Source organism: Streptococcus oralis subsp. tigurinus (assembly GCF_002093575.1).
GTDB classification, from domain to species: domain Bacteria; phylum Bacillota; class Bacilli; order Lactobacillales; family Streptococcaceae; genus Streptococcus; species Streptococcus oralis_CH.
In genome coordinates this window covers 19,297-41,871 of sequence record NZ_LNVH01000005.1, presented here as the reverse complement: position 1 = coordinate 41,871, position 22,575 = coordinate 19,297, and the positions used below count along the sequence as shown (strand labels likewise).

Genomic DNA, 22,575 nt, shown 5'->3' with positions numbered 1-22,575 from the left:
AAAATAGATTAAGTCTATTTTATATTGTAAGTCTGTTTTATATATAGAGAAGAGAAAAAATGATTTCTGTAAATAATAATGTAAAACTATTAAATAGTATAGTTGGTATTGAAAGGGATTATTTGGCTTATTTTGGTAAAGAGTTTGCTATTGATTATGAACACCTTTACAAAGATATTTTTGATGACAGACTGAGTCAGTTATGTTCTAGCATACACTATCAGTTAGTGAAGGGATTAAGAATATTAAATGATAGTATAAATGGTGGGAGACATTTCTGGGCTGAACCAAGTAGAGATTTGATAAAATCAATTTCACTATCAAACAGATTTGTCAACAACCTTAAGAATTCTGGTGAGAAAGTTAGAATTGTTGAATACTATGATAAAGTATTAAAAAAATGTAATAGTTTTCTATCGTCATCTGGTGGAAGCCCAGTACCAGATGATATGTCGGAAGTTGAATTATACTATGAGTTACCAATTTTTGAAATATCGGATATTGTCGAGTTCCCGAATAACACTATACAACGGTTCCAATTGAAAACAGTTGGTGATGGTTCTTATGCTACTGTCTTTAGTTTCTATGATGAAAATTACAACAAAACTTTTGCATTAAAACGTGCTAAAAAAACTATTCTATTCAAGGATTTAGAGCGATTTTATTTAGAATTTGATATAATGAAGCAGTTACATTCTCCGTATGTACTCGAAGTTTACTCTATTGATAAAACTAAAAATGAGTATGTTATGGAGTATGCTGACACTTCACTTTTTAAATATATAAAGACTCATAATCAGAAATTGACTTTTACCGAGAGAATGAACCTAGGTTATCAAATAATAAAAGGATTTGAGTATCTAGCTAAAAAAGATATACTTCATAGAGATATATCACCTAATAATATTTTGATTAAAGAGTATGATGATGTAAAAATTATTAAAATTGCTGATTTGGGGAATGTCAAGTTAAGCAATAGCATGTTAACATCTCTAGATACAGAAATAAGAGGTGCATTTAATGATTATTCAGGCCTCCAACGAGTTGGGTTTAGTAATTATAATTTTCATTTTGAAGGTTTTGCTTTGTCAAAATTATTATACTTTGTCTTAACTGGAAGATATAAAGACTTTACAAAATTTGAATATAGTAATTTAGAGGAATTTATTAATAAGGGAACAAATCCAAATTTGAATCAAAGATTTAGCGATATAAATGAATTAAAGAGGGCATTTTCAAAAATAAAACCACCTTATTAAATAAGATGGCTGGCTAGTCTATTTTAAATAAATTATCCTTCAAAAATTAGATATAAATAAACTAATTTTTGAAGAATATTGTTATACATTTTTTATTTGATAAAGCTTATAACTAGATTTAAAGTTGCTGATAGTTATAAAGGTGTAATAAGTATTTTAAAACACTTCCTCCCTATCCAAATTTGGATAGGGATTTTCATTATTTAAAATTCTACTTAGTATTTCAACACTAGATTTCAAGTGAAATAACTCAGTTTTACTAAATTCATTTTCGTAATTATTCTCTATATTTTTACAATGGCGCTTAATATGCCATAATGCTCGTTGAATATTTTTTCTTTTACATTTTCCATGACTATATCATACTATAATCAATATCAAAATAGATTTTGTCTTTCTTAACTGTTCAAAATTTAACCTGAACTGTGCTAATGTATCTACGCTTTTAATTGGATGGCTTATTATTAATTAATTTTAACTGAAGTCTAAAATTAGACGTTTAAATAAAAAAGCAAGCATTTATTGCTTGCTTAAGAAATTAAAGATTTCACTCTTGGACTTTACGAAGTAGTTTTTCTTTGTCTTCTTCAAGTTCAAGTTGATGAATTTTAGCGTGGCAATTTGGACAAACGACGATTGCATTTTCAATTGCTAATACTCTAAATTATAATACTAATTGTAGTATACCATAATTTGAATACATATTATAAATTTTGAAGTTGAATAATTTCACTTGTTTTTAAATATAAATTTAATTTTTGGGACAGAAGAATATACTGTTAAACAGAAAAACTCTATGAACATTAGATAGTTTACTTTAAAACGACTTAGATTTATCTAAGCCGTTCTAAAATAAGTTAAATTCTGTGTTAGTGTTTATTATTCTATTTTTCGCTAATTCTACAAATTCAGATTCTTTTTCTATACCAATAAAATTACGATTAAGTTTTTTACAAGCGACTGCAGTAGTCCCGCTTCCCATAAAGGGGTCTAATATAAGTGCATCTTCTTTTGTAGAAGCTAAAAGTAGTCTTTCCAAAAGATACAAAGGTTTTTGTGTAGGGTGTTTTCCGAACTTTTTTTCTTTTGGTGAGGTAAGTGGCCCAGACCAAACATCTTTCATTTGTTTACCGTTATTGATTTCTCGCATTAGATCATAGTTGAAAAAATGTTTATTATTTTTAATATCTTTTTTAGCCCACAATACTGTCTCGGTACTGTGAGTGAAAGATCTTCTTGCTAGATTCGGCGGTGGATTGAGCTTCTGCCAAGTAATATTGTTGATAATTTTAAAGCCTTCTTGCTCTAGAGCCATGCCGATGGAGTATATGTTGTGAAGAGTACCACTAATCCAAATAGTACCATCATCAGTTAATACTCGTTTACATTTTTTAATCCAGTTTTTATTGAATTTGTGTTTTTCAGCAGTAGTTAGGCTCCTATCCCAATCCCCTTTATTTACACTAACTTGTTTTCCACCAGAATTTGTAAAGCCATCATTTGATAGAAAATATGGTGGATCAGCAAAGATGCAGTTGACCGATTTAGATTTTATTTTTTTTAATATTTCAAATGAATCTCCATTAACAAGAATAATAGAATCATTTTCAAAATAAGGAGTAAAGTTTTTGGGAAATACTTTTTTCATTGTTAAACCTCAAGTTCATAATTTGTAATTATGACTTCTTTCCCAACTCTATTTTTAGCATCACTATTGATCATACGTTTAACATTGACTTCTTTGACATGAAAATCTTTGTATAAATCTCTGATGAACTCTGTATTATGATTGGTGAGAATGCAGTAAACCTCATTTTTTGTTAATTTTTTAAAAAGGTTTGCTAAACGAATGTGTTCTTCCGTGCTAAAACCTTCTTTAGTGTAAGAATCAAAAGAAGTAGGATTTAGTGGAGCATAAGGAGAATCGAAGAAAACGAGGTCTCCTTTTTTGGCTTTAACAGCTGTTTCTTCGAAATCTTGATTGTAAATATCTACATTTTGTAGAAATTGAGAAATTTGCACTAAATTATCTCGTTCATAAATGTTGATAGTAGTTTTTTGGTTAAATGGGACATTGAAAAGTCCTTTAGAATTAACTCTGTATAGACCATTGAAACACGCTTTGTTCAGATACAAGAAAAGGGCACTTCTATTTAAGGATTCATTATCATCAAAAATAATTTGGTTGAAATTATCTCGTTGTTGATAGTAGAATTCTTTGGCTTTTTCTTTATCGCCACACGAATTGTGTTCATTTTGAAGTTTATCCAGTAATGGAAGTAATTTATCGAGGTTGTGTTTTATATCGTTATATGTCCCAATTAAAACGTGATTATTATCACTGATAATTGAATTTTTATGTTCTAATTCAAGGAGTAGAGCTCCACCACCGATAAATGGTTCAAGATATTGATTGAAATTTGAGGGCATAATTTTTGTTAATTCGGGAATTAGTTGTCTTTTTCCACCCGCCCATTTTACAAAAGGTTGCAAGTGATAGACCTCCTTCTTAATTCTATTGATAGAACATTGATAGGTTCTATTATATCAGATAATTAAAAGAATAGAAAATATCTGAAAAGTGATCTATAATAGATCAAAGTGATTTTTGTTTGAAATTGATTGAGTTGATTTAAAAATAAAGATAGAATGGGGAATTCTGAAATGAAACTACATGAAGCTGAAAGAAAGTTGAACGAGATTGCCAATATTAAATTTAAAGACTTATTTACTGCCGAAGAATTGCAAACTATCATAGTTAATAAAGGCAAAACCGGACAACTTTTAGAATTGGCTTTAGGAATGCAACTGTCCAACACAAATAGAGATTTTGAGGATGGAGAATTGAAGACTAATAAGTGTGACGAAACAAGCAATCCAAAAGAAACGATTTTTATTACTCAGGTTAGTAGCATGATCGATGATTTATTGCAGAATAAACCGTTTGAAGAAACATCACTATTTGAAAAAATTGATAATATTTTGTATGTTCCCGTTTGTAAAGTTGGGGTACCGGCAGAATGGATGTTTTTAGAGAGCATCCATGTTGATTTGAATGAAGAACGATTCTTTAGTTTAAGGGAACAACTACACAAGGATTATGATACAATTTGCCAGTTGTTGAACCATCATATTGAAACCAGTGAAGATGGATTCATCCATACTTCAAACGGGAAATTCATGCAAATAAGAAGTAAGGATTCTAAACCATATCATCCAATTTATTCAAATGTATATGGTAGGGAGGTTTCGAACAAAAATCATGCTTTTTATTTCAAAAAGGAATTTGTCTATGAAATTAGGAAAATTGTGGGGAAGTATTAATAATAAGTAAGGAAAACAGTGATTATGTCAACTAGAATGCCAAATGTTTATGGTGGTGGAGCTAATACTAATGTCAATGGATTGAAGTTCGAACAAACTACCTCTCTTGATTCTACATTAGTGAGAAAAGGGTTCGAAATTATAGATAATGAAGTCTATTACCAAGATAGAAAAATAGGCTGGAGTGTAGGGAAGAACAAATTATATACAAAATTTCTTACACCTCAAAATATTGATTATAAACAGTATAATTCAAAAAGATGGCAACCAGATGAGTGTTTTATTAATGAACTTAATCAGACTGCTTATATTATTGAAAAAAAATTTCAGAATTCGAGTGGTTCTGTAGATGAAAAACTACCTGGATGTCATTTTAAAAAAATGGAGTATGAAAAATTATTTTCACCATTAGGTTATAAAGTTCAATTCATCTATATTTTTAATGATTGGTTTGAAAAAGATGAATATAAAGATACCAAAGAATATATTTGTATGATGGGATGTTCGTATTTCTTTTATGAGATTCCTTTAACGGTATTAGGTATTGACTTTTTGTGAAAATGTGAAGTAATAAATATAAGATATAAGAAAGGCTCTATATTTTTTTCTTAAATTTATTGGTATCGTAGAGGTAGAAATGACAGAATATAAAATAACTAAATTTTTTTCAAACGTAGGTACGAGAAATGAAGTACGAATGCGTCTGGTAGAAGAGTTATCTAAAGAAGTTCCTGGGAATGGAAAGGATGAGGAAGCTTCCAGATATACCTATTATGTGGAAAAATTATTAGATGGTCGTCGTATTTTTCTAAGACGACCGGCAAATTTACATAACGGTTTTGATTTTTTAGTTTGTGTCGAAAATACTAACTTTTCTGATGAAGGGAAACGGAAAAGAAATTTTCCTAAACATGACGAAATTGTAAATGATTTATTGATGAAAAAAAGTGAATCTCCTCAGCAGTTTTTTCAGTTAATGAGTATGATTGAGGACATTTATCTCTGTAGAAAGAACTATAAGGCGTCAGACTTCAATTGCTTTTCATTTAGACAGGGCTTTCCTGCAGACTTAATTGCTCTGACTTTAAAATGGTTATTCATAGAACAGGATATCCGATATTGGAATTATTCTGGTCGAGGAATGCTTTGGATAGGCCTATCTCAAATTATTAATTAAATTTTATTATATACAGTAACAAGTGATGAAGAAACAATATTTTATGAAGACTTTTTTAGAACCCAGTTATAACATTCCTAACATTCAAAATGCCCGAAACATATATGAATTTAAAGATGGTTCAATTATTCAATTTAACCGAGGCAGTTTTGATGATTATAGGGTGACTTATTTTCCAAATAAACAAAAAATGAATTTAGGGTATTCGCCTAAAGATGAAGATTATTTTTTAGATCTTATGTACTTAAAAAATGTTGTGGGAAACGAAGTTATTTGGAATGATTTTATGACTTTATCAGATATGGTTAAGGATAATGGTTTACAACATAATGCTTCACCTGATTATTCTGGGGGCACAATAGCTTATGTGCGTATCCAACTAAATAGCATAGTCAAAAAGTATCCAGCTAATATACAAGAAGAAACGTTTAAATTGTTTATGACATTATGGGCAGTTATGCTTTCAGAATGGTATCATACTTACGGCGGGCGAACTTCATTTTTAAAGCATACTCCTAAAGTAATAGGAGCGTACCAGGTGTTGAATAATATATATACTCCAAAAGAGTCTTCAGAATTTAGCAAAAATGATAAAATGATCAATGAAGTTATTTTGGAACATCATTCAAATTATGATTTGAAACGTCCTAAAAGGGAAAAACTAAAGAAAATAATGGATATTTATCAAATAGACTATAGTTGGTTGTAATTAGTAAGTAACAAATTTTAGTAAGTTAGCTATTTTAGGATATTAAAAATGTTTTGGGAACTTTTATAATTACTCAGAATTGCTAAGGGAATTCGCGTTATTGTTTTGATGACTATTCATAAATTTTTGATACAAAGAGGAATATCTCTTAAAACAATTGATTAATAAAGTTATCTATTTTTTATAAGATTTATGGGAGTTTTTATGGTTTCGTGGATTACAGTTCATAATGGAGGAACATATCGAATCAATGCTGCTAAAGAGCAACAACAAAAAATGAAAGAATATCTAAAAGATCATAACTTAACTAAAGACAAATTTAAACAACGAGTGATAGAATACACTATTGAAATTTTAGGTAGCTTAGGTATTGATTTAGATACAGCAAATAAGTACCTAATCTTTCCAATTAATAAATGTGAACAGAATAGAATTAATATTGATTATAAAAACATCCAGAAAGAATTTGATTTAGCAGATGTTAGAGATATAGTTTGGATGAAGTTTACTTCTAGTGGATCACTTGGAGTTGTTGCTAGCAGTAATGATGTCAATTTTCAAAAACCGAGTACTATCAAAGAATATGATGAAACACAACAAAATGGAAGATGGAAATATAATACGTCGGGTATCATTATTGATTGCTTAGGAGAGACATGGGATGAATCATTTGTTCTTATTTTCCCAATAAAATCTATTCCAAAGGGGATGACTAGGCATGGTGTTGAAAAAAGAATCGGAAATTATTTGATAGATAAAGGTATCCCGATATTAGACTATTATTCACATCGTATTGGAGGAAAATAAATTATACTGTTTAATTAAACCTATTTAATTTCAAGACGGTTATATTTCGGAACTGCGGTTATCTATTTAATTAGATTTTAAGAAAAATTCGTATAGTACTCTACAAAGATACTTATTCTAATACGTTAATTCTAACCTCTACCTTTTTTTGAGAAATGATAACAAAACCTGCTATAACAACGTTTGTATGGACAGTAATTGATTTTTACAGAACTAAACTATTCCCCCATTTAAAAATATTGATTCATATTTTATGAAATTAATCAGTAGCTATCTTTCCGAAAAACCTTGGTATTACGCTGTTTTTAATCCGAATGAAATCCATACTTTCCAAACCAGGTTTTACAAAAAGTGAAATCTTAACTAAAATTCATTGTCAAAAGGTTTTAAAACACTTCCTCCCTATCCAAATTCGGATAGGGTTTTTCATCATTAAAAACTCTCAATAATATCTCGACGCTTTCCTTCAAATGGAGGAGTTCGATTTTTCTTCTATGAACATCAGTATTTTTCTCTATATTCTCGCAATGTCGTTTGATATGCCATAAGGATTTTTGAATGTTGTCTTCTTTTAAATTTTTCATAGTCCTATCTTATCAGATAAATGTTCAAAAATAATGTTGATTTCCTCAAATGATCAAAATATAGCCTGAAAAGCACTAAAAAATAAAAGATACCTTTTTAGAGGGATAACAAAAAAACGCTTTAATCAGCGTTTTTATTGTATAAAGAATAACGAATAGTTTTAGAGTTTTACTTAACGCTATATTTCTTCACGGCTTCTTTATATGCTTCACTATCCTTTTTGTAATAGTCCTGCTTCGTTCCTGAAATATCTACAGTGAATACACCATCCTTAAAGGTATAATTCTCTTTTCGGTTTATGATATTAGAACCAGTCAGTTCGATTGTTGAACTATCTTTATCAATTGTAAAGGCATCGGCCTCTCCTTTATTGATATTTCCTTTGTTACCTGAAATGGTAAAGGCAACTTCATTTCTACTCTCGTTTATCCAGTAGTATTCGCCATCTAAAGAATTACTTGATTGGTTAGAACAGGAAAATAATAAAATTGCAGATAGAGACACTAAAATTAATGTGATAAATCTTTTCATTTGCTTACCTCCATTTCTATTATATCAAAGTAATGTTACAAGTGTAAGACAGTTAGTAATAAGGGTGTTTTACCGTTTTAGAAATTAAAAAAAGGAATTCTTTTTGAAATTCCTCTTTTTTTAAATAAACGAATCAGTTTCTTATTTCATAAAAGGTAGTGAAAAAGGTAGTGATTCGATTGATTTATATCGCAATATACTGAAATTTCGAAATTCAAGAATTGCTTCAAATCAAGGTTTCTAAAGTCTAGTGACGTGTAGTGAACCCTTATTTAACTTCTGTAAACACAACGTGTTTGCGAAGTTTTGGTGAGTATTTCTTCAATTGAAGACGGTCTGGAGTGTTACGTTTGTTTTTAGAAGTAAGGTACAAGCGTTCACCAGATTCTTTGTGTTCAAGTGTGATATTTACGCGCATGGTATCTCCCTTCTATTATTCAGCTGATGTAGCTTTAGCGATTTTACGTCCTTTGTAGTATCCTTTAAGTGATACACGGTGAGAACGTGAGTAATCTCCAGTAGTTTCGTCAAAGTTTACAGATGGAGCTGTTACTTTGTAGTGTGTACGACGTTTGTTTTTCTTCGCTTTTGAAGTGCGACGTGCAGGTACTGCCATTTTGATTTCTCCTTTTAAGATATAATTCAGTTAGGTTTGATTTTCATCAACTTTAATAGTATATCAAAACTTTTTTGTAAAGTAAAGTTACTTGACAAAAAAAGATGAAAAAATTAGAAGTTGTTAATCGGAATTTTCTGAAAATTCAAGAATTTTATTCTGTTCTTCATGCGGAAATTGTGCTATAATAGTAAAAACTGAAACGGGAGGGATAAGATGACTGAATTAGATAAACGTCACCGCAGTAGCATTTATGACAGCATGGTTAAATCACCAAACCGTGCCATGTTGCGTGCGACTGGTATGACAGATAAGGACTTTGAAACACCTATTGTGGGAGTGATTTCGACTTGGGCGGAAAATACACCATGTAACATCCACTTGCATGATTTTGGGAAATTGGCGAAAGAAGGTGTCAAATCTGCAGGCGCTTGGCCGGTACAGTTTGGAACTATTACCGTAGCGGACGGGATTGCCATGGGAACGCCTGGTATGCGTTTCTCTCTAACATCTCGTGATATCATCGCAGACTCCATCGAGGCGGCTATGGGTGGTCATAACGTTGATGCCTTTGTCGCCATCGGTGGTTGTGACAAGAACATGCCTGGTTCTATGATCGCCATTGCTAATATGGATATCCCAGCTATTTTCGCCTATGGTGGCACCATTGCACCTGGAAAGTTAGATGGTAAAGACATTGACTTGGTTTCTGTCTTTGAGGGAATCGGGAAATGGAACCATGGTGACATGACGGCTGAGGACGTGAAACGTCTTGAATGTAATGCCTGCCCGGGCCCTGGTGGCTGTGGTGGTATGTATACAGCTAATACCATGGCGACTGCAATCGAAGTTCTAGGTATGAGTTTGCCAGGGTCTTCATCTCACCCAGCTGAATCAGCTGACAAGAAAGAAGATATCGAAGCAGCAGGACGAGCTGTTGTCAAGATGCTGGAGCTTGGTCTCAAGCCATCCGATATCTTGACTCGTGAAGCCTTTGAAGATGCCATCACTGTAACCATGGCTCTCGGAGGTTCTACAAATGCCACTCTTCACTTGCTTGCTATTGCCCATGCGGCTAATGTTGATTTGTCACTTGAGGACTTCAATACGATCCAAGAACGTGTGCCTCACTTGGCTGACTTAAAACCTTCTGGCCAGTATGTCTTCCAAGATCTCTACGAAGTCGGTGGTGTGCCTGCTGTTATGAAATATCTCTTGGCGAATGGCTTCCTTCATGGCGACCGCATCACATGTACTGGTAAGACAGTCGCTGAAAACTTGGCTGACTTCGCAGACCTCACACCAGGTCAAAAAGTCATCATGCCACTTGAAAATCCAAAACGTGCAGATGGTCCTCTTATCATCTTGAACGGGAACCTTGCCCCTGATGGCGCGGTTGCTAAAGTATCAGGTGTTAAAGTGCGTCGTCACGTTGGACCAGCTAAGGTCTTTGACTCAGAAGAAGATGCTATTCAGGCTGTCTTGACAGATGAAATCGTTGATGGCGATGTTGTCGTTGTTCGTTTCGTGGGACCTAAGGGGGGGCCTGGTATGCCTGAGATGCTATCACTTTCATCCATGATCGTTGGTAAAGGTCAAGGAGACAAGGTTGCCCTCTTGACGGATGGACGCTTCTCTGGTGGTACTTATGGTTTGGTTGTTGGACATATCGCTCCTGAAGCTCAGGATGGTGGACCGATTGCCTACCTCCGTACAGGCGATATCGTTACGGTTGACCAAGATACCAAAGAAATTTCCATGGCCGTGTCCGAAGAAGAACTTGAAAAACGCAAGGCAGAAACAACCTTGCCACCACTTTACAGCCGTGGTGTCCTCGGTAAATATGCTCACATCGTATCATCTGCTTCCCGCGGAGCCGTGACAGACTTCTGGAATATGGATAAGTCAGGTAAAAAATAAACTCAAAAAGCAAGCCAATCTCGGCTTGCTTCTTTTCATCTTCAAAAGTGATTTGACTGCTTATACTCAATAAAAATCAAAGAGCAAACTAGAAAGCTAGGCGCAGGTTGCTCAATGCACAGCTTTGAGGTTGGAGATAAAGCTGACGTGGTTTGAAGAGATTTTTGAAGAGTATTAACGAGGTGGCAGTCCAAGGGCAATACGGCCGTAGCGACTGATTCGTGTGATCTTCCAGGCAGGCGACCAAGTAACTTCAACCTTGACATCTTCGATACCCTCGATTTGTTTTAGACCTGCGACGATTTCGATAGGCAGACTTTCGGCGCAATCGCAGGCCGTATCTGTGAAGGTCATGATAATCTTGCAGAGACCCGTTTCGTCCAGATTGATTTCATAAATCAATCCTAGATTGTAAACATCCAATTCCACATCTGTATCAAAAACCTTCTCTAGTTTTTCGATAATTTGATCTTGTAAGGCCAAAGCGCGGTCATTGATTTTGATATCGTCTCTCATTACTTCCCTCCACCTGATAAATATCCTCTATTTTCTCATAATTCTGACAATTTAGCAAGTTTTTGATGAATTTTCTGAAAAGACTCTCTTGAGATTTTCTACTCTCACTGTTTTAATCCCTTTATTTATGGTAAAATAAGACTATTAAGTTTAAAGAGGATTCCCTATGAAATTACAAAAACCAAAAGGAACGCAGGATATTTTACCTGCTGAATCTGCTAAGTGGCAGTACGTTGAGGGCTTTGCCCGTGAAATTTTCAAGCGCTATAACTATGCAGAAGTGCGCACGCCTATTTTTGAGCACTATGAGGTCATCGGTCGCTCTGTCGGAGATACAACGGATATCGTAACCAAGGAAATGTATGACTTCTATGACAAAGGTGACCGCCATATTACCCTCCGTCCAGAAGGAACTGCGCCCGTTGTCCGTTCCTATGTGGAAAATAAACTCTTTGCTCCAGAAGTGCAAAAGCCAAGTAAGTTCTACTACATGGGCCCAATGTTCCGTTATGAGCGTCCGCAAGCAGGGCGTTTGCGCCAATTCCACCAGATTGGTGTTGAGTGTTTTGGCTCAAGCAATCCAGCTACCGATGTGGAGACCATCGCTATGGCAGCTCATTTCTTGAAAGAAATCGGCATACAAGGTGTTAAATTGCATCTCAACACTCTTGGAAATCCAGAGAGCCGTGCAGCCTACCGTCAAGCCTTGATTGACTATTTGACACCGCTCAAGGAGACCTTGTCTAAGGATAGCCAACGTCGCTTGGAGGAAAATCCTCTCCGTGTCTTGGACTCTAAGGAAAAAGAAGACAAGGTGGCAGTGGAGAATGCACCGTCTATCTTGGACTTCCTTGATGAAGAAAGCCAATCCCACTTTGATGCTGTCCGTCAGATGTTGGAAAATCTTGGTGTAGACTATATCATCGATACCAATATGGTGCGCGGTCTGGACTACTACAACCACACGATTTTCGAGTTTATCACTGAGATCGAGGGCAATGACTTGACGGTCTGTGCGGGTGGTCGCTACGATGGCCTGGTTTCTTACTTTGGTGGTCCTGAAACTGCTGGCTTTGGTTTTGGACTTGGTGTAGAGCGCCTGCTTCTCATTCTTGAAAAGCAAGGTGTGACCCTCCCTATCGAAAACGCCCTAGATGTTTATATCGCAGTTTTGGGTGAAGGAGCAAATGTCAAGGCCTTGGAATTGGTACAAGCCCTTCGTCAACAAGGTTTTAAAGCAGAACGTGACTACCTCAACCGGAAGCTCAAAGCTCAGTTCAAATCCGCCGATGCCTTTGCGGCTAAGACCCTCATTACTCTAGGCGAGAGTGAAGTCGAAAGCGGACAAGTGACAGTTAAGAACAACCAAACTCGAGAAGAAGTTCAAGTGTCACTCGATGCTATCAATCAAAATTTCTCAGAAATCTTTGAAAAATTAGGTTTTAATAGTATTTAAAACTGGTCAGGATCTTATTCCTGACCTTTTTCTTTTGCAAAATGACAAAAATGTTAAACTTTTTGACAAAAATACTTGTCAAAAAGAAAAAGATGTGTTACAATGAAATCAAGTTAAGAGAAAAGGAGAAAGGAATGCTTAAAAATCGTTTAAAAGAGCTTCGGGCTCGCGATGGTCTCAATCAGACCGAACTTGCCAAACTAGCTGGCGTGTCCAGGCAAACCATCAGTTTGCTAGAACGGGATGAGTACACCCCATCCATCGTCATTGCCCTGAAGATTGCTCAGATATTCCATGAACCAGTCGAGTCGGTATTTCGTATAGAGGAGGATGAGGAATGAAACACAAACATAAATGGATTGGAATTGGAGCAGGGGTTTTAGGTTTCTTTCTGGGAATGCTTAGTCTCGCTCTAAGAGGACTATTCAATCAGATTCAAATCGAACAAGTTTTATATACTTCTTTCGGTCTTATTGCAATTGTTGGAGTAATATCTCTCGCTTTAGCTGTGTACTACCTTCGAAAGGGTCGTGAAGCTTACGTGATTTACCAAACAGTAGAAGAGGAAGAAGCTAATGAAAAGGCATATGTGAGTGCTTATCGCTTCTTGGACTATGGAACAGTTGCTTCGAACATTTTGATGATTGCGATGCTTTGCTGTTTAGTAATTGTCACTTCTCCAGTAATTGAGAATGTTTATCTTTTCATCTTTTCACTTGTTTTAATGTTCTTTTCTTTTGCTGTTGCAAATTATTGTGTGCGAACAATTTTTCTCATTCGCCAGTATAAACTATCTATTTTCTCGACTCCAAAAGAAGTTTTGTCTTTTCTAAACAGTTATGATGAGGGAGAGAAGCAGGCAGAAATGGAGAATGCTTATTTGACCCTATTTAGGTTGAATCAAATCATACTCCCTGCGCTTTACATTCTACTATTTGTACTATCAACCATCCTGCAAGAAACCCAGCTGGTTGCCTTGCTTATCCTAATTGTAATCCATCTTTATATCAATATTGACCAGCTACGCAAAACAAAACGTTACTTTAAGTAAAAGGAGTTCCTATGATTCGTGTTGAAAATGTAAGCAAAAGTTTTGGAGGCAAGAAAGCTCTGAATCAGATTTCTTTTGAGATTCAAGAGGGTGAAATTTTTGGCTTCCTAGGGCCTTCGGGTTCAGGTAAAACAACTATGATCAATGTTCTGACGGGGCAGTTAGCTGCAGATCAGGGTGAGACCGTTCTTCTAGGAAAGTCCTCTCGAAATTTGACTTCAAATGATTTGGAACAAATCGGGATTGTTAGTGATAGCAGTGGTTTTTATGAAAAGATGAGCCTCTATAAAAATCTGCTCATTTATGCAAAATTATATGGTCTTAAAACTTCTAGAGTAGATACAGTGCTTGATCAAGTTGGGTTATCAGATGCCAAAAATCTTATCGCGGAAAAACTATCTACAGGTATGAAACAGCGGATGTTCTTGGCTCGTGCTCTTCTAAATGCCCCTAAAATCCTCTTTCTAGATGAGCCAACAAGTGGTCTTGATCCTACCACCTCAAAATCAATTCATGCTCTCTTACAAGAACTGAAGCAGGCTGGGACAACGATCTTCTTAACAACCCACGATATGAATGAAGCAACCTTGCTTTGCGATCGACTCTCTCTTTTAAATAAGGGAATCTTGATTGAGTATGGTAGCCCACAAGAGATTATCCAGAAATACCATGTGGATAAAAAGGTCCGTTTACGCTACCAAGATGGACGCGAGCAAGTGATTCCTTTTGAAGAATTGCCCCATTTGAATACGACAAATCTAATAGCTGTTCATTCTTGTGAACCTACTTTAGAAGAAATCTTTATTAGATTGACAGGAGAAAAGTTAGATGCTTAGAAAATTAAATGCCCTTCTTTGGTTAAGGTTACAAGTTCTTATTAGTAATTCAACGTTACTAGCGACATTATTGATGCCCTTTGGTATTGCTATCCTATATAATGAGTTCTTAAACAAGAGTGGAGAACTGACTATGTTTCTCCTCTCTACGAGTTTGACGATGGTCTTGAGTATGGGAAGTGGTTATATGGTATCGATTATGATGGCCGAGGATAAGGAAAAACGTAACCTTAAATCCCTCATACTAAGTGGTGTGACAGCAACGGAGTATACTCTGAGCATGATGGCTCTTCCTCTTCTAGTGGTGCTTCTTTCTATGGTTGTTCTCCCTCTATATCTTAAAGTTGATTTGACAAAATACTTTCTTACCTATGGCCTCTATCTGATTCTAGCGACCATCAGTATAATCTTTCTTAATCTTCTTATCGGTGCAGTATCAGATACTCAGTCTAAGGCGCAAGTGTATAGTATTTTTCCTATGCTGACCGTCTCTTTCTTGCCCGTTCTTGCCATTCAAAACGAAACTGCGCAAAAACTGTTGGACTATTCTTTCATTGGTCCTTTGGTAAGTCTGTTAAAAGAAGGTGGCGGAGAGTTATCTTTGAGAAGTCTTGCTCTTTTGCTAGCATGGATCCTTTTGCTAGGACTAACTAGTCTCTTTGTATTGAAAAATAGTTATAAAGGAAAGTAGGAGGCCCATATGAACTTACTTAAAAATCTTGGCTGGTTTCTTCTAGCTGTCCTATCCTTTTTCTTTGGCTATGGTCTGGTTCAGAGTATGGCGCTGTCAGCTCTTGGACTAGGGGCTTCGATCTTTGGAGTCTTGCCACTCTATATCGTCCTGTCAGGGGCCTATGTTTATGGAGTTTACAGATGGTATCAGACAGAAAAGGTTAGCATCCATACAACGGTTTTTAATCGTTATATTTGGTTGCCTACTCTGGTTTTGCTAGTGGCGATTGTAGCCCAGTTCTTTTTACCAGATGATCCGTCGGTCAATCAACAGACTGTATCACAATTGACATTGGCTCAGCCTGTCTTTGGTTTCTTTATGGTAGTGGTCTTTGCTCCTTTGACGGAAGAACTCATCTTTAGAGGAATGCTGGCGCGCTATCTCTTTCCTAAGCAGGGCAACATGAAACAGACAGCTCTGTTTCTCCTTGTATCGAGTGTGCTTTTTGCCTTGATTCATTTTCCAGGGACTTTGCAACAGTTTTTAGTTTATGCCAGTCTGGGATTGAGTTTGGGTCTGGCTTATGTGAGTCGAAAAGGCCTTCTTTATAGCATTTCTCTCCACGCTTTGAATAATTTAATCGGCTTTTTGATGATACTCATGCTATAATAGAGTCAGGAGGTCACATGAAACGAGTAATTTTATTAGCAGTGATACAGGCGGTCGTCCTCTTCTTTATCATCGGGGCACTTGCTTATGCCTTTAAAGGCGACTTCTTTTACAACTATCTAGCAATTGTCTTTGCACCTATTGCAGGTGTCTTGCGTTTTGCTTCGGCTTATGCAACGGAGATTGTTCTACCTAAAAAGGCAGCTGAGATTGATGAAAAGCGTAAAAAAGGTTAAGAATCATAATCAGAGAATCCGATGACGTTTTCATCGGATTTTTTGTCTGTTTGTTTTGATTACTAAAGACAATCAAACTTTTCTGCTGATTTTCATGAAGTGCCTGCGCTTTTATGGTAAAATAGTAACAGAATAAAAGAGGAGAGAAAACATGAAACGTAGTATGTATGCTGGTAGTGTTCGTGAGGAACACATCGGACAAGAAATTACCTTGAAAGGATGGGTTGGTCGTCGTCGTGACCTTGGTGGTTTGATCTTTATCGACCTTCGTGACCGTGAAGGGATCATGCAGTTGGTTATCAACCCTGAAAAAGTATCTGCAGAGGTTATGGCAACAGCTGAAAGCCTTCGTAGCGAATTTGTCATTGAGGTGACTGGTCAAGTCGTTGCGCGTGAGCAAGCCAATGATAAGTTGCCGACTGGTGCGGTTGAGTTAAACGTGACAGCTTTGACAGTGCTTAATACAGCTAAAACAACGCCATTTGAGATTAAGGATGGCATTGAGGCCAATGACGATACACGTTTGCGTTACCGTTACCTCGACCTTCGTCGTCCAGAGATGTTGGAAAATCTTAAACTTCGTGCTAAAGTGACCCACTCTATCCGTAACTACTTGGATGAGTTGGAATTTATCGATGTGGAGACGCCATTCCTTTCGAAGTCAACGCCAGAAGGGGCGCGTGACTATTTGGTGCCATCTCGTGTCAATAAAGGGCATTTCTACGCTCTTCCTCAAAGTCCACAGATTACCAAGCAACTTTTGATGAATGCTGGTTTTGACCGCTATTACCAAATCGTCAAATGTTTCCGTGACGAGGACTTGCGTGGAGACCGTCAGCCTGAGTTTACCCAGGTCGACTTGGAAACGTCATTCCTTAGTGAGCAAGAGATTCAGGATATCACAGAAGGCTTAATTGCGCGCGTGATGAAAGAAACCAAAGGCATCGAAGTAACGCTTCCATTTCCTCGTATGAAATACGACGATGCGATGGCTCTTTATGGTTCTGATAAACCTGATACTCGTTTTGACATGTTGCTTCAGGACCTGACAGAAGTTGTCAAGGATGTTGATTTTAAAGTCTTCTCAGAAGCACCTGCTGTTAAAGCCATTGTAGCCAAAGGAGCTGCGGACAACTACTCACGTAAAGACATCGACAAGATGATCGAAGTAGCCAAACAGTACGGTGCCAAAGGTCTTGCTTGGGTCAAGGTAGTTGATGGAGAATTAAATGGACCGGTTGCCAAGTTCTTAACTGGTATCCAAGGAGAATTGACTGCAGCACTTGGTCTTGAAGATAAGGATTTGGTTCTCTTTGTGGCGGATACGCTTGAAGTGGCCAATGCAACACTAGGTGCCCTTCGTGGACGTATTGCCAAAGAGCTTGGTTTGATTGATAACGATAAATTCAACTTCCTTTGGGTGGTTGATTGGCCAATGTTTGAATGGTCTGAAGAAGAAGGTCGCTACATGAGCGCCCACCATCCATTTACCCTTCCACAGGAAGAAACAGTCCACGAATTAGAAGGTGATTTGGCTAAGGTTCGTGCCATTGCTTACGATATCGTCTTGAACGGTTATGAGCTTGGTGGTGGTAGTCTTCGTATCAATCAAAAAGATCTTCAAGAACGCATGTTCAAGGCTCTTGGTTTCTCAGCTGAAGAAGCAAATGACCAGTTTGGCTTCCTTCTTGAAGCCATGGACTATGGTTTCCCACCACACGGGGGTTTGGCGATCGGTCTTGACCGTTTTGTGATGCTCTTAGCAGGAGAAGAAAATATCCGTGAAGTCATTGCCTTCCCTAAGAACAACAAGGCAACCGACCCAATGACACAAGCTCCATCAACAGTCGCTCTCAAACAACTAGAGGAACTCAGCTTACAAGTAGAAGAAGATGAAACAAGCAAAACGAATTAAGCGGTGGCGCTATTATCTGCGCCGCTTTGCTTATCAGATAAAAATCTTACGAGTTTTACAAAGTATCTCTCGGGAAAAATATGATGAGAAAATCTCGGCTTCTCTGGTCTATGGATTTTTGTCAGCAGTAGCAGTCAATTTCTTTTTTCAACCAGGACACGTTTACTCCAGTGGGGCGACCGGTTTGGCACAGATTATCTCTGCCTTGAGTCATCACTGGTTTGGTTTTTACATTCCGATATCGCTAACCTTTTATGCTATCAATTTTCCGTTGATGATTTTGGCTTGGTATCAGATTGGGCATAAGTTTACAATCTTTACCTTTATCACAGTATCCATGAGTTCCCTCTTTATCCAGCTTGTGCCAGTTGTGACCTTGACAGAGGATCCCATCATCAATGCCCTTTTTGGGGGTGTTGTCATGGGCTTGGGGATTGGTTTTGCGCTCCGTAACAATATTTCAAGCGGAGGTACAGATATCGTCAGTCTGACCATTCGTAAGAAGACAGGTAAGAATGTCGGTAGTATTTCTTTCTTGGTAAATGGGATGATTATGCTGATAGCAGGTTTGACCTTTGGTTGGAAATACGCCCTCTACTCCATGATTACCATCTTTGTCTCCAGTCGTGTGACAGACGCGGTCTTTACAAAGCAAAAACGTATGCAGGCCATGATTGTGACCAATAATCCTGACAAGGTAATCGCAAAAATCCATAAAAAATTGCACCGCGGAGCAACCATGATCCACGATGCAGAAGGAACCTATAATCATGAGAGAAAAGCAGTCTTGATTACGGTTATCACGCGAGCAGAGTTTAATGATTTTAAACACATCATGAAACAGGTCGATCCGACAGCCTTTGTCTCTGTATCCGAAAATGTCCACATCTTAGGACGATTTGTAGAAACAGACAATTAGACATGAAAAACCAGCTCTGTGTACTGACCCCAAAAAGTTAGACAAATAATTTAAGCGAAGGATTTAGTTCTGTATTGCACAGGGCTAAGTCCTTTTAGTTTGGCCTTAATTCGTTTGTTGTTGTAGTAATCAATATAGTCCACAACACAATAGCTTGTTCCAATTGCTTAAGCGACTGAAACGCCTTCTCATAACCATAAAACATTTCCGATTTCAAAATGCCAAAGAAAGATTCCATCATACCGTTGTCTGGGCTGTTGCCCTTGCGCGACATAGATGTTTGGATTCCCTTACTCTCTAAAAACCTGTGATAAGAATCGTGTTGGTATTGCCATCCTTGATCACTATGGAGACTCGTATTCTCATAGTATTTCTCTGTAAAGGCCTGCTCCAGCATAGCTTTCACTTGTTCTAAATTAGGAGAACAAGAAAGATTATAGGCGATAATTTCGCTATTAAAGCCATCTAAAACAGGCGATAAATACAATTTCTGTGTGCTATTTGGAATGGCAAACTCTGTCACATCCGTATAGCACTTTTCCATTGTCCTTGATGCTTCAAACTGACGTTGAATCAGGTTGTCTGCTTTCTTACCAATCTCTCCTTTGTAGGAAGAATACTTTCGTTTCCGACGAATTCGAGCACTTAAACCAAGGACCTTCATCAGACGTTGAACTTTCTTATGATTCACTGTAAAACTACGATTTCTTAGTTCAAGAGTAACTCTACGATAGCCATAATTTCCTTTATGGTCATTATAAATGGCCTGAATTTCGATTTTAAGCTCTTTATCTTTGTCAAGCCCATCTAGTTGCTTCAACTGATAGTAGTAAGTTGAGCGAGGTAAACGAGCCGCTTCAAGAAGTAAATCTAGTCGAAATCCTCCTGAAGCCATTCTTCTAACTGTCTCTACTTTTCTCGCTCTAAGGCTTCGTCCCTTTCCTCTAACTCTTTTAACATTTTTAGGTAAGCCACCTCAGTCCGTAAGCGTTCATTCTCCTCTTGGAGTCGCTCTAGTTCTGTCATTTCTTCCGTTTACGTCCCATTTTAGGTACTCTCCCTCTTATTTTCTCAACAATAGTATACCCGTTTTTCTTGTATTGTGCTAGCCAGTTAAGAAGTATCGTACGACTTGGGAGGCCGTATTCAAGAGAAACTCTATCTTTAGTCCAGCCTTCATGTAAGACTTTATTAATCATTTCTTGTTTTAATTCAGGGGAATAGTAACGATTTTTTCCTTTTTTGACGAACTCCATTCCGTAACGATCAATCAATTTAATCATGTACCTAAGATTAGAATTGTTTATCCCGAATTTATTTGAAAGCTTCTCTAAGCTATATCCTTGTTTTCTTAGTTCATAGATTTGAACTTTATCTTCATAACTCAATTTCATAATAAAACACCCCAAAAGTTAGATTTTTCTGTCTAACTTTTGGGGTGCAGTTCACTGGGGCTGGTCTTTATTTTTCGATAATTTTGTGTCCAATCAACTGGCGGTAACAAATCTGTTTATTGTTTTTGGCATCGTTAATAATCTGGAGAATGGTTTCAAAGGAAACGCGTCCAAGTTCCAGGCTATTGATATCCACATAGGCTGCCAAGTTCAGTTTAGGGTTGACCGAGTCAAAGCTGAGGACAGGGACATCCAGTTGGTGTTTTGCGATGTAATCACAGACCCCTGCAGCAAGAAGGCTATCAATAGTAATAATAGCATCAATATTTGGATCATGTTCGAAGAGAAGTTTACTAAAGCGATAACCATTATCTTCAAGAAATTCGGTCGCAAAGTAGGTCAGATTGGGATCAATAGGAAGTTGGTATTGTTTAAGAGCTAACTCATAACCCATTAGACGATCTTGTGTTACGAAAAGTTTTTTGGTTCCTCCGATGAAGGCAATTCGCTTGCATCCTTTTTTGATGAAATATTCTGTTGCATCAAAACCTGCCTGGACATTGTCATTATCAACAAGAGGGATAAAGGGTGAAGTAGATTTTCCGAGAATGAGGAAAGGGAATTGCTCATCTGCTACTAGCTTAACCAAAGGATCTTCTTCTTGGGCATAGAGGAAAATCAAACCATCTACACGCTTACCATAGACCATCTGGGAAATAGCTTTGAGCCGCTCTTTTGCATCTTTCCCCGTTGCAATCTGAATAGCGTAGTGGTTCTCAGATGCCACTTGGGCGATCCCTCGTAGAACAGATGGGAAGAAAGGATTTTGGTAAAAGGCATCCGAGTCGTCAGGGAGCACCAGGCCGATAACTTGAGTATAGCTACTTACCAAGCTACGAGCATTGAGGTTGGGATGGTAGTTGAGCTCCTTCATCGCCTTGCGAACTCGTTTTTTGGTTTCATCACTAATCGTTGATTTGTTTTGAATGACGCGGGTAACAGTTGAAGGTGATACACCTGCTGCCTTGGCCACGTCTTTAATCGTAACGGGCATAAAAATCTCCTATTTATGATAATCTGGATCACGGAAGTGTGTCTTGTAAAAAATGGTGACCAGATAAAGAACAAAAAGAATGTTTTGTACAGTGATAAGGGTTGTCATATTTTGGCCAAAAAGTCCCAAAATAAGCGTAATCAGAGTGGGTAATCCTAAACAGTTCAAGATAAAATGGTAGCACTCTTTAAAGGTCCTAAATGAAAAGAGGCGTGATCTTTTGGTGATATAAAGGAGAAAGCTAGCTCCAAGAGAGACAATGAAGAAATTCAATCCAAAGAGAAAGCTTGCACCAAGAACGAGAAAGAGACTGATATAGACCCGGTTTTGTTGATACCAGTCTTTAGAAATGGCCTGGGTAAGATCTTCCTTACTCTGGAAACTCTCCGTTTGAATCGCGTGGTAGCGAATGCGAGTCAGTTCCTTACTTTCCTTGCTGATGACGAGTTCTTCCGTATCAAAATGAAGTTGCAAGTCCTTTGGAAATTCCTTGCTTTGGCTTGGACCAATTAAAAGAGAAGGCTGATGATTCTTCGTACCTGAGTAGTTCAGCTTTCCATCAACGATTTGTGTATTCTCTGACAAATCCATGATGGCTTCATCTGTCAGCGGTGTATAAACATTATCGATAAAGGTATCCAGTGGATACGTTTCCTGTGAGCTGTTTTGAATGGCAATCGGAACCATAGACAAGCTGATGAGGAAAAGGCTCGTAAAGAGAAGCTGAAACCAGTTGAGGCCGAAACGTTTTGATAGGGGCTTACGAAATCCCCAGATACTAGAGAAATACGAGAATGGATATGGAAGCATAGGCATCTTTCTAAAAGTGTTTTCTATATGAGTATTATTATATAGAGAAATGTGCTTTATTTCAAGTCTAGGAGATAAATTGCTTGTTGCAAGAATATTATTTACAGTAACAATCGCT

Annotated in this window: 24 protein-coding genes and 2 pseudogenes; 16 read left to right on the top strand and 10 right to left on the bottom strand. The window is 37.0% G+C overall.

Translation table 11 applies throughout. The annotated features are described in order from the left end of the window. The first annotated feature begins 59 nt into the window (after positions 1–59). Entirely contained in the window at positions 60–1,259 is a 1,200-nt protein-coding gene (locus ATE37_RS07380; protein WP_084868551.1) for a protein kinase family protein, read from the top strand. A 547-nt stretch (positions 1,260–1,806) separates the two neighbouring features. On the opposite strand, the pseudogene ATE37_RS10895 reads toward ATE37_RS07380, so the two are convergent. The 3 genes and pseudogenes from ATE37_RS10895 to ATE37_RS07370 form a co-directional block, all read right to left on the bottom strand. Beyond that, positions 1,807–1,908 (bottom strand): annotated as a pseudogene (locus ATE37_RS10895) (HNH endonuclease); the annotation flags it as partial. A 198-nt stretch (positions 1,909–2,106) separates the two neighbouring features. Further along, positions 2,107–2,907 (bottom strand): DNA-methyltransferase, encoded by an 801-nt coding sequence (locus ATE37_RS07375; RefSeq protein WP_084868550.1) that lies wholly within the window; start codon positions 2,905–2,907, stop codon positions 2,107–2,109. A 2-nt stretch (positions 2,908–2,909) separates the two neighbouring features. After that, positions 2,910–3,752 (bottom strand): DNA adenine methylase, encoded by an 843-nt coding sequence (locus tag ATE37_RS07370; protein ID WP_084868549.1) that lies wholly within the window; start codon positions 3,750–3,752, stop codon positions 2,910–2,912. A 171-nt stretch (positions 3,753–3,923) separates the two neighbouring features. Here ATE37_RS07370 and ATE37_RS07365 point away from each other — a divergent pair, with 171 nt between their 5' ends. The 5 genes from ATE37_RS07365 (at position 3,924) to ATE37_RS07345 (ending at position 7,276) form a co-directional block, all read left to right on the top strand. Next, a complete protein-coding gene (locus tag ATE37_RS07365; RefSeq protein ID WP_084868548.1) occupies positions 3,924–4,583 on the top strand; it encodes a MutH/Sau3AI family endonuclease in 660 nt (219 codons plus the stop codon). A 24-nt stretch (positions 4,584–4,607) separates the two neighbouring features. Further along, a complete protein-coding gene (locus tag ATE37_RS07360; RefSeq protein WP_084868547.1) occupies positions 4,608–5,141 on the top strand; it encodes a PD-(D/E)XK nuclease superfamily protein in 534 nt (177 codons plus the stop codon). Between the two features lie 79 nt (positions 5,142–5,220). Next, positions 5,221–5,760 carry a DNA adenine methylase gene (locus ATE37_RS07355; RefSeq protein WP_084868546.1) on the top strand — a complete coding sequence of 180 codons (540 nt, stop codon included), beginning with the start codon at positions 5,221–5,223 and terminating at the stop codon, positions 5,758–5,760. Positions 5,761–5,803: 43 nt separating this feature from the next. Next, a complete protein-coding gene (locus tag ATE37_RS07350) occupies positions 5,804–6,469 on the top strand; it encodes a DUF7004 family protein (protein WP_084868545.1) in 666 nt (221 codons plus the stop codon). 204 nt (positions 6,470–6,673) lie between these two features. Continuing rightward, a complete protein-coding gene (locus ATE37_RS07345) occupies positions 6,674–7,276 on the top strand; it encodes a hypothetical protein (protein WP_084868544.1) in 603 nt (200 codons plus the stop codon). A 753-nt stretch (positions 7,277–8,029) separates the two neighbouring features. Here the strand turns inward: ATE37_RS07345 and ATE37_RS07335 are convergent. The 3 genes from ATE37_RS07335 to rpmF all read right to left on the bottom strand — a co-directional run bounded on the left by ATE37_RS07335 (position 8,030) and on the right by rpmF (position 9,008). Continuing rightward, entirely contained in the window at positions 8,030–8,392 is a 363-nt protein-coding gene (locus tag ATE37_RS07335) for a hypothetical protein (RefSeq protein ID WP_084868542.1), read from the bottom strand. Positions 8,393–8,660: 268 nt separating this feature from the next. Next, positions 8,661–8,810 (bottom strand): 50S ribosomal protein L33, encoded by a 150-nt coding sequence (gene rpmG, locus ATE37_RS07330; protein ID WP_001265622.1) that lies wholly within the window; start codon positions 8,808–8,810, stop codon positions 8,661–8,663. 15 nt (positions 8,811–8,825) lie between these two features. Then, positions 8,826–9,008, bottom strand: coding sequence for a 50S ribosomal protein L32 (rpmF, locus tag ATE37_RS07325; RefSeq protein WP_045618073.1), 183 nt, complete (start codon positions 9,006–9,008; stop codon positions 8,826–8,828). 216 nt (positions 9,009–9,224) lie between these two features. Here rpmF and ilvD point away from each other — a divergent pair, with 216 nt between their 5' ends. Continuing rightward, positions 9,225–10,928, top strand: a complete 1,704-nt coding sequence (gene ilvD, locus ATE37_RS07320; protein WP_061452965.1) for a dihydroxy-acid dehydratase — start codon at positions 9,225–9,227, stop codon at positions 10,926–10,928. A 174-nt stretch (positions 10,929–11,102) separates the two neighbouring features. Here ilvD and ATE37_RS07315 read toward each other — a convergent pair whose 3' ends face one another. Next, a complete protein-coding gene (locus ATE37_RS07315) occupies positions 11,103–11,444 on the bottom strand; it encodes a metal-sulfur cluster assembly factor (protein ID WP_084868541.1) in 342 nt (113 codons plus the stop codon). Between the two features lie 166 nt (positions 11,445–11,610). On the opposite strand from ATE37_RS07315, the gene hisS reads away from it, so the two are divergent. From hisS to ATE37_RS07265, 9 genes are all read left to right on the top strand, one after another. Beyond that, complete coding sequence (hisS, locus tag ATE37_RS07310; protein WP_084868540.1) at positions 11,611–12,900, top strand: histidine--tRNA ligase; 1,290 nt, start codon at positions 11,611–11,613, stop codon at positions 12,898–12,900. A 134-nt stretch (positions 12,901–13,034) separates the two neighbouring features. Further along, a complete protein-coding gene (locus tag ATE37_RS07300; RefSeq protein WP_000916943.1) occupies positions 13,035–13,241 on the top strand; it encodes a helix-turn-helix transcriptional regulator in 207 nt (68 codons plus the stop codon). Beyond that, positions 13,238–13,951, top strand: coding sequence for a DUF3169 family protein (locus ATE37_RS07295; protein WP_084868539.1), 714 nt, complete (start codon positions 13,238–13,240; stop codon positions 13,949–13,951). Before ATE37_RS07300 ends, ATE37_RS07295 begins: the two co-directional genes overlap by 4 nt. Positions 13,952–13,962: 11 nt before the next feature. Then, positions 13,963–14,787, top strand: a complete 825-nt coding sequence (locus tag ATE37_RS07290; protein ID WP_084868538.1) for an ABC transporter ATP-binding protein — start codon at positions 13,963–13,965, stop codon at positions 14,785–14,787. Beyond that, positions 14,780–15,478 (top strand): ABC transporter permease, encoded by a 699-nt coding sequence (locus ATE37_RS07285; RefSeq protein WP_084868537.1) that lies wholly within the window; start codon positions 14,780–14,782, stop codon positions 15,476–15,478. Before ATE37_RS07290 ends, ATE37_RS07285 begins: the two co-directional genes overlap by 8 nt. 9 nt (positions 15,479–15,487) lie before the next feature. Then, the gene (locus ATE37_RS07280) at positions 15,488–16,129 is read left to right on the top strand and encodes a CPBP family intramembrane glutamic endopeptidase (protein ID WP_084868536.1); all 642 of its coding nucleotides are present in this window, start codon (positions 15,488–15,490) and stop codon (positions 16,127–16,129) included. A gap of 17 nt (positions 16,130–16,146) precedes the next feature. Then, positions 16,147–16,365: a hypothetical protein gene (locus ATE37_RS07275; protein ID WP_084868535.1), complete on the top strand. Its 219-nt coding sequence runs from the start codon at positions 16,147–16,149 to the stop codon at positions 16,363–16,365. A 151-nt stretch (positions 16,366–16,516) separates the two neighbouring features. After that, on the top strand, positions 16,517–18,280 hold the full coding sequence (aspS, locus tag ATE37_RS07270) for an aspartate--tRNA ligase (RefSeq protein WP_084868534.1): 1,764 nt from the start codon (positions 16,517–16,519) through the stop codon (positions 18,278–18,280). Continuing rightward, positions 18,258–19,199 carry a YitT family protein gene (locus tag ATE37_RS07265; RefSeq protein WP_084868533.1) on the top strand — a complete coding sequence of 314 codons (942 nt, stop codon included), beginning with the start codon at positions 18,258–18,260 and terminating at the stop codon, positions 19,197–19,199. The genes aspS and ATE37_RS07265 overlap by 23 nt, the downstream gene beginning before the upstream one ends. A 50-nt stretch (positions 19,200–19,249) precedes the next feature. Here the strand turns inward: ATE37_RS07265 and ATE37_RS10665 are convergent. The 3 genes and pseudogenes from ATE37_RS10665 to ATE37_RS07235 all read right to left on the bottom strand — a co-directional run bounded on the left by ATE37_RS10665 (position 19,250) and on the right by ATE37_RS07235 (position 22,457). After that, a pseudogene (locus ATE37_RS10665) lies at positions 19,250–20,593 on the bottom strand (IS3 family transposase). A gap of 67 nt (positions 20,594–20,660) precedes the next feature. Beyond that, positions 20,661–21,647, bottom strand: a complete 987-nt coding sequence (locus ATE37_RS07240) for a LacI family DNA-binding transcriptional regulator (RefSeq protein ID WP_084868531.1) — start codon at positions 21,645–21,647, stop codon at positions 20,661–20,663. Positions 21,648–21,656: 9 nt separating this feature from the next. After that, on the bottom strand, positions 21,657–22,457 hold the full coding sequence (locus ATE37_RS07235; RefSeq protein ID WP_084868530.1) for a DUF1189 domain-containing protein: 801 nt from the start codon (positions 22,455–22,457) through the stop codon (positions 21,657–21,659). Positions 22,458–22,575: the final 118 nt, after the last annotated feature.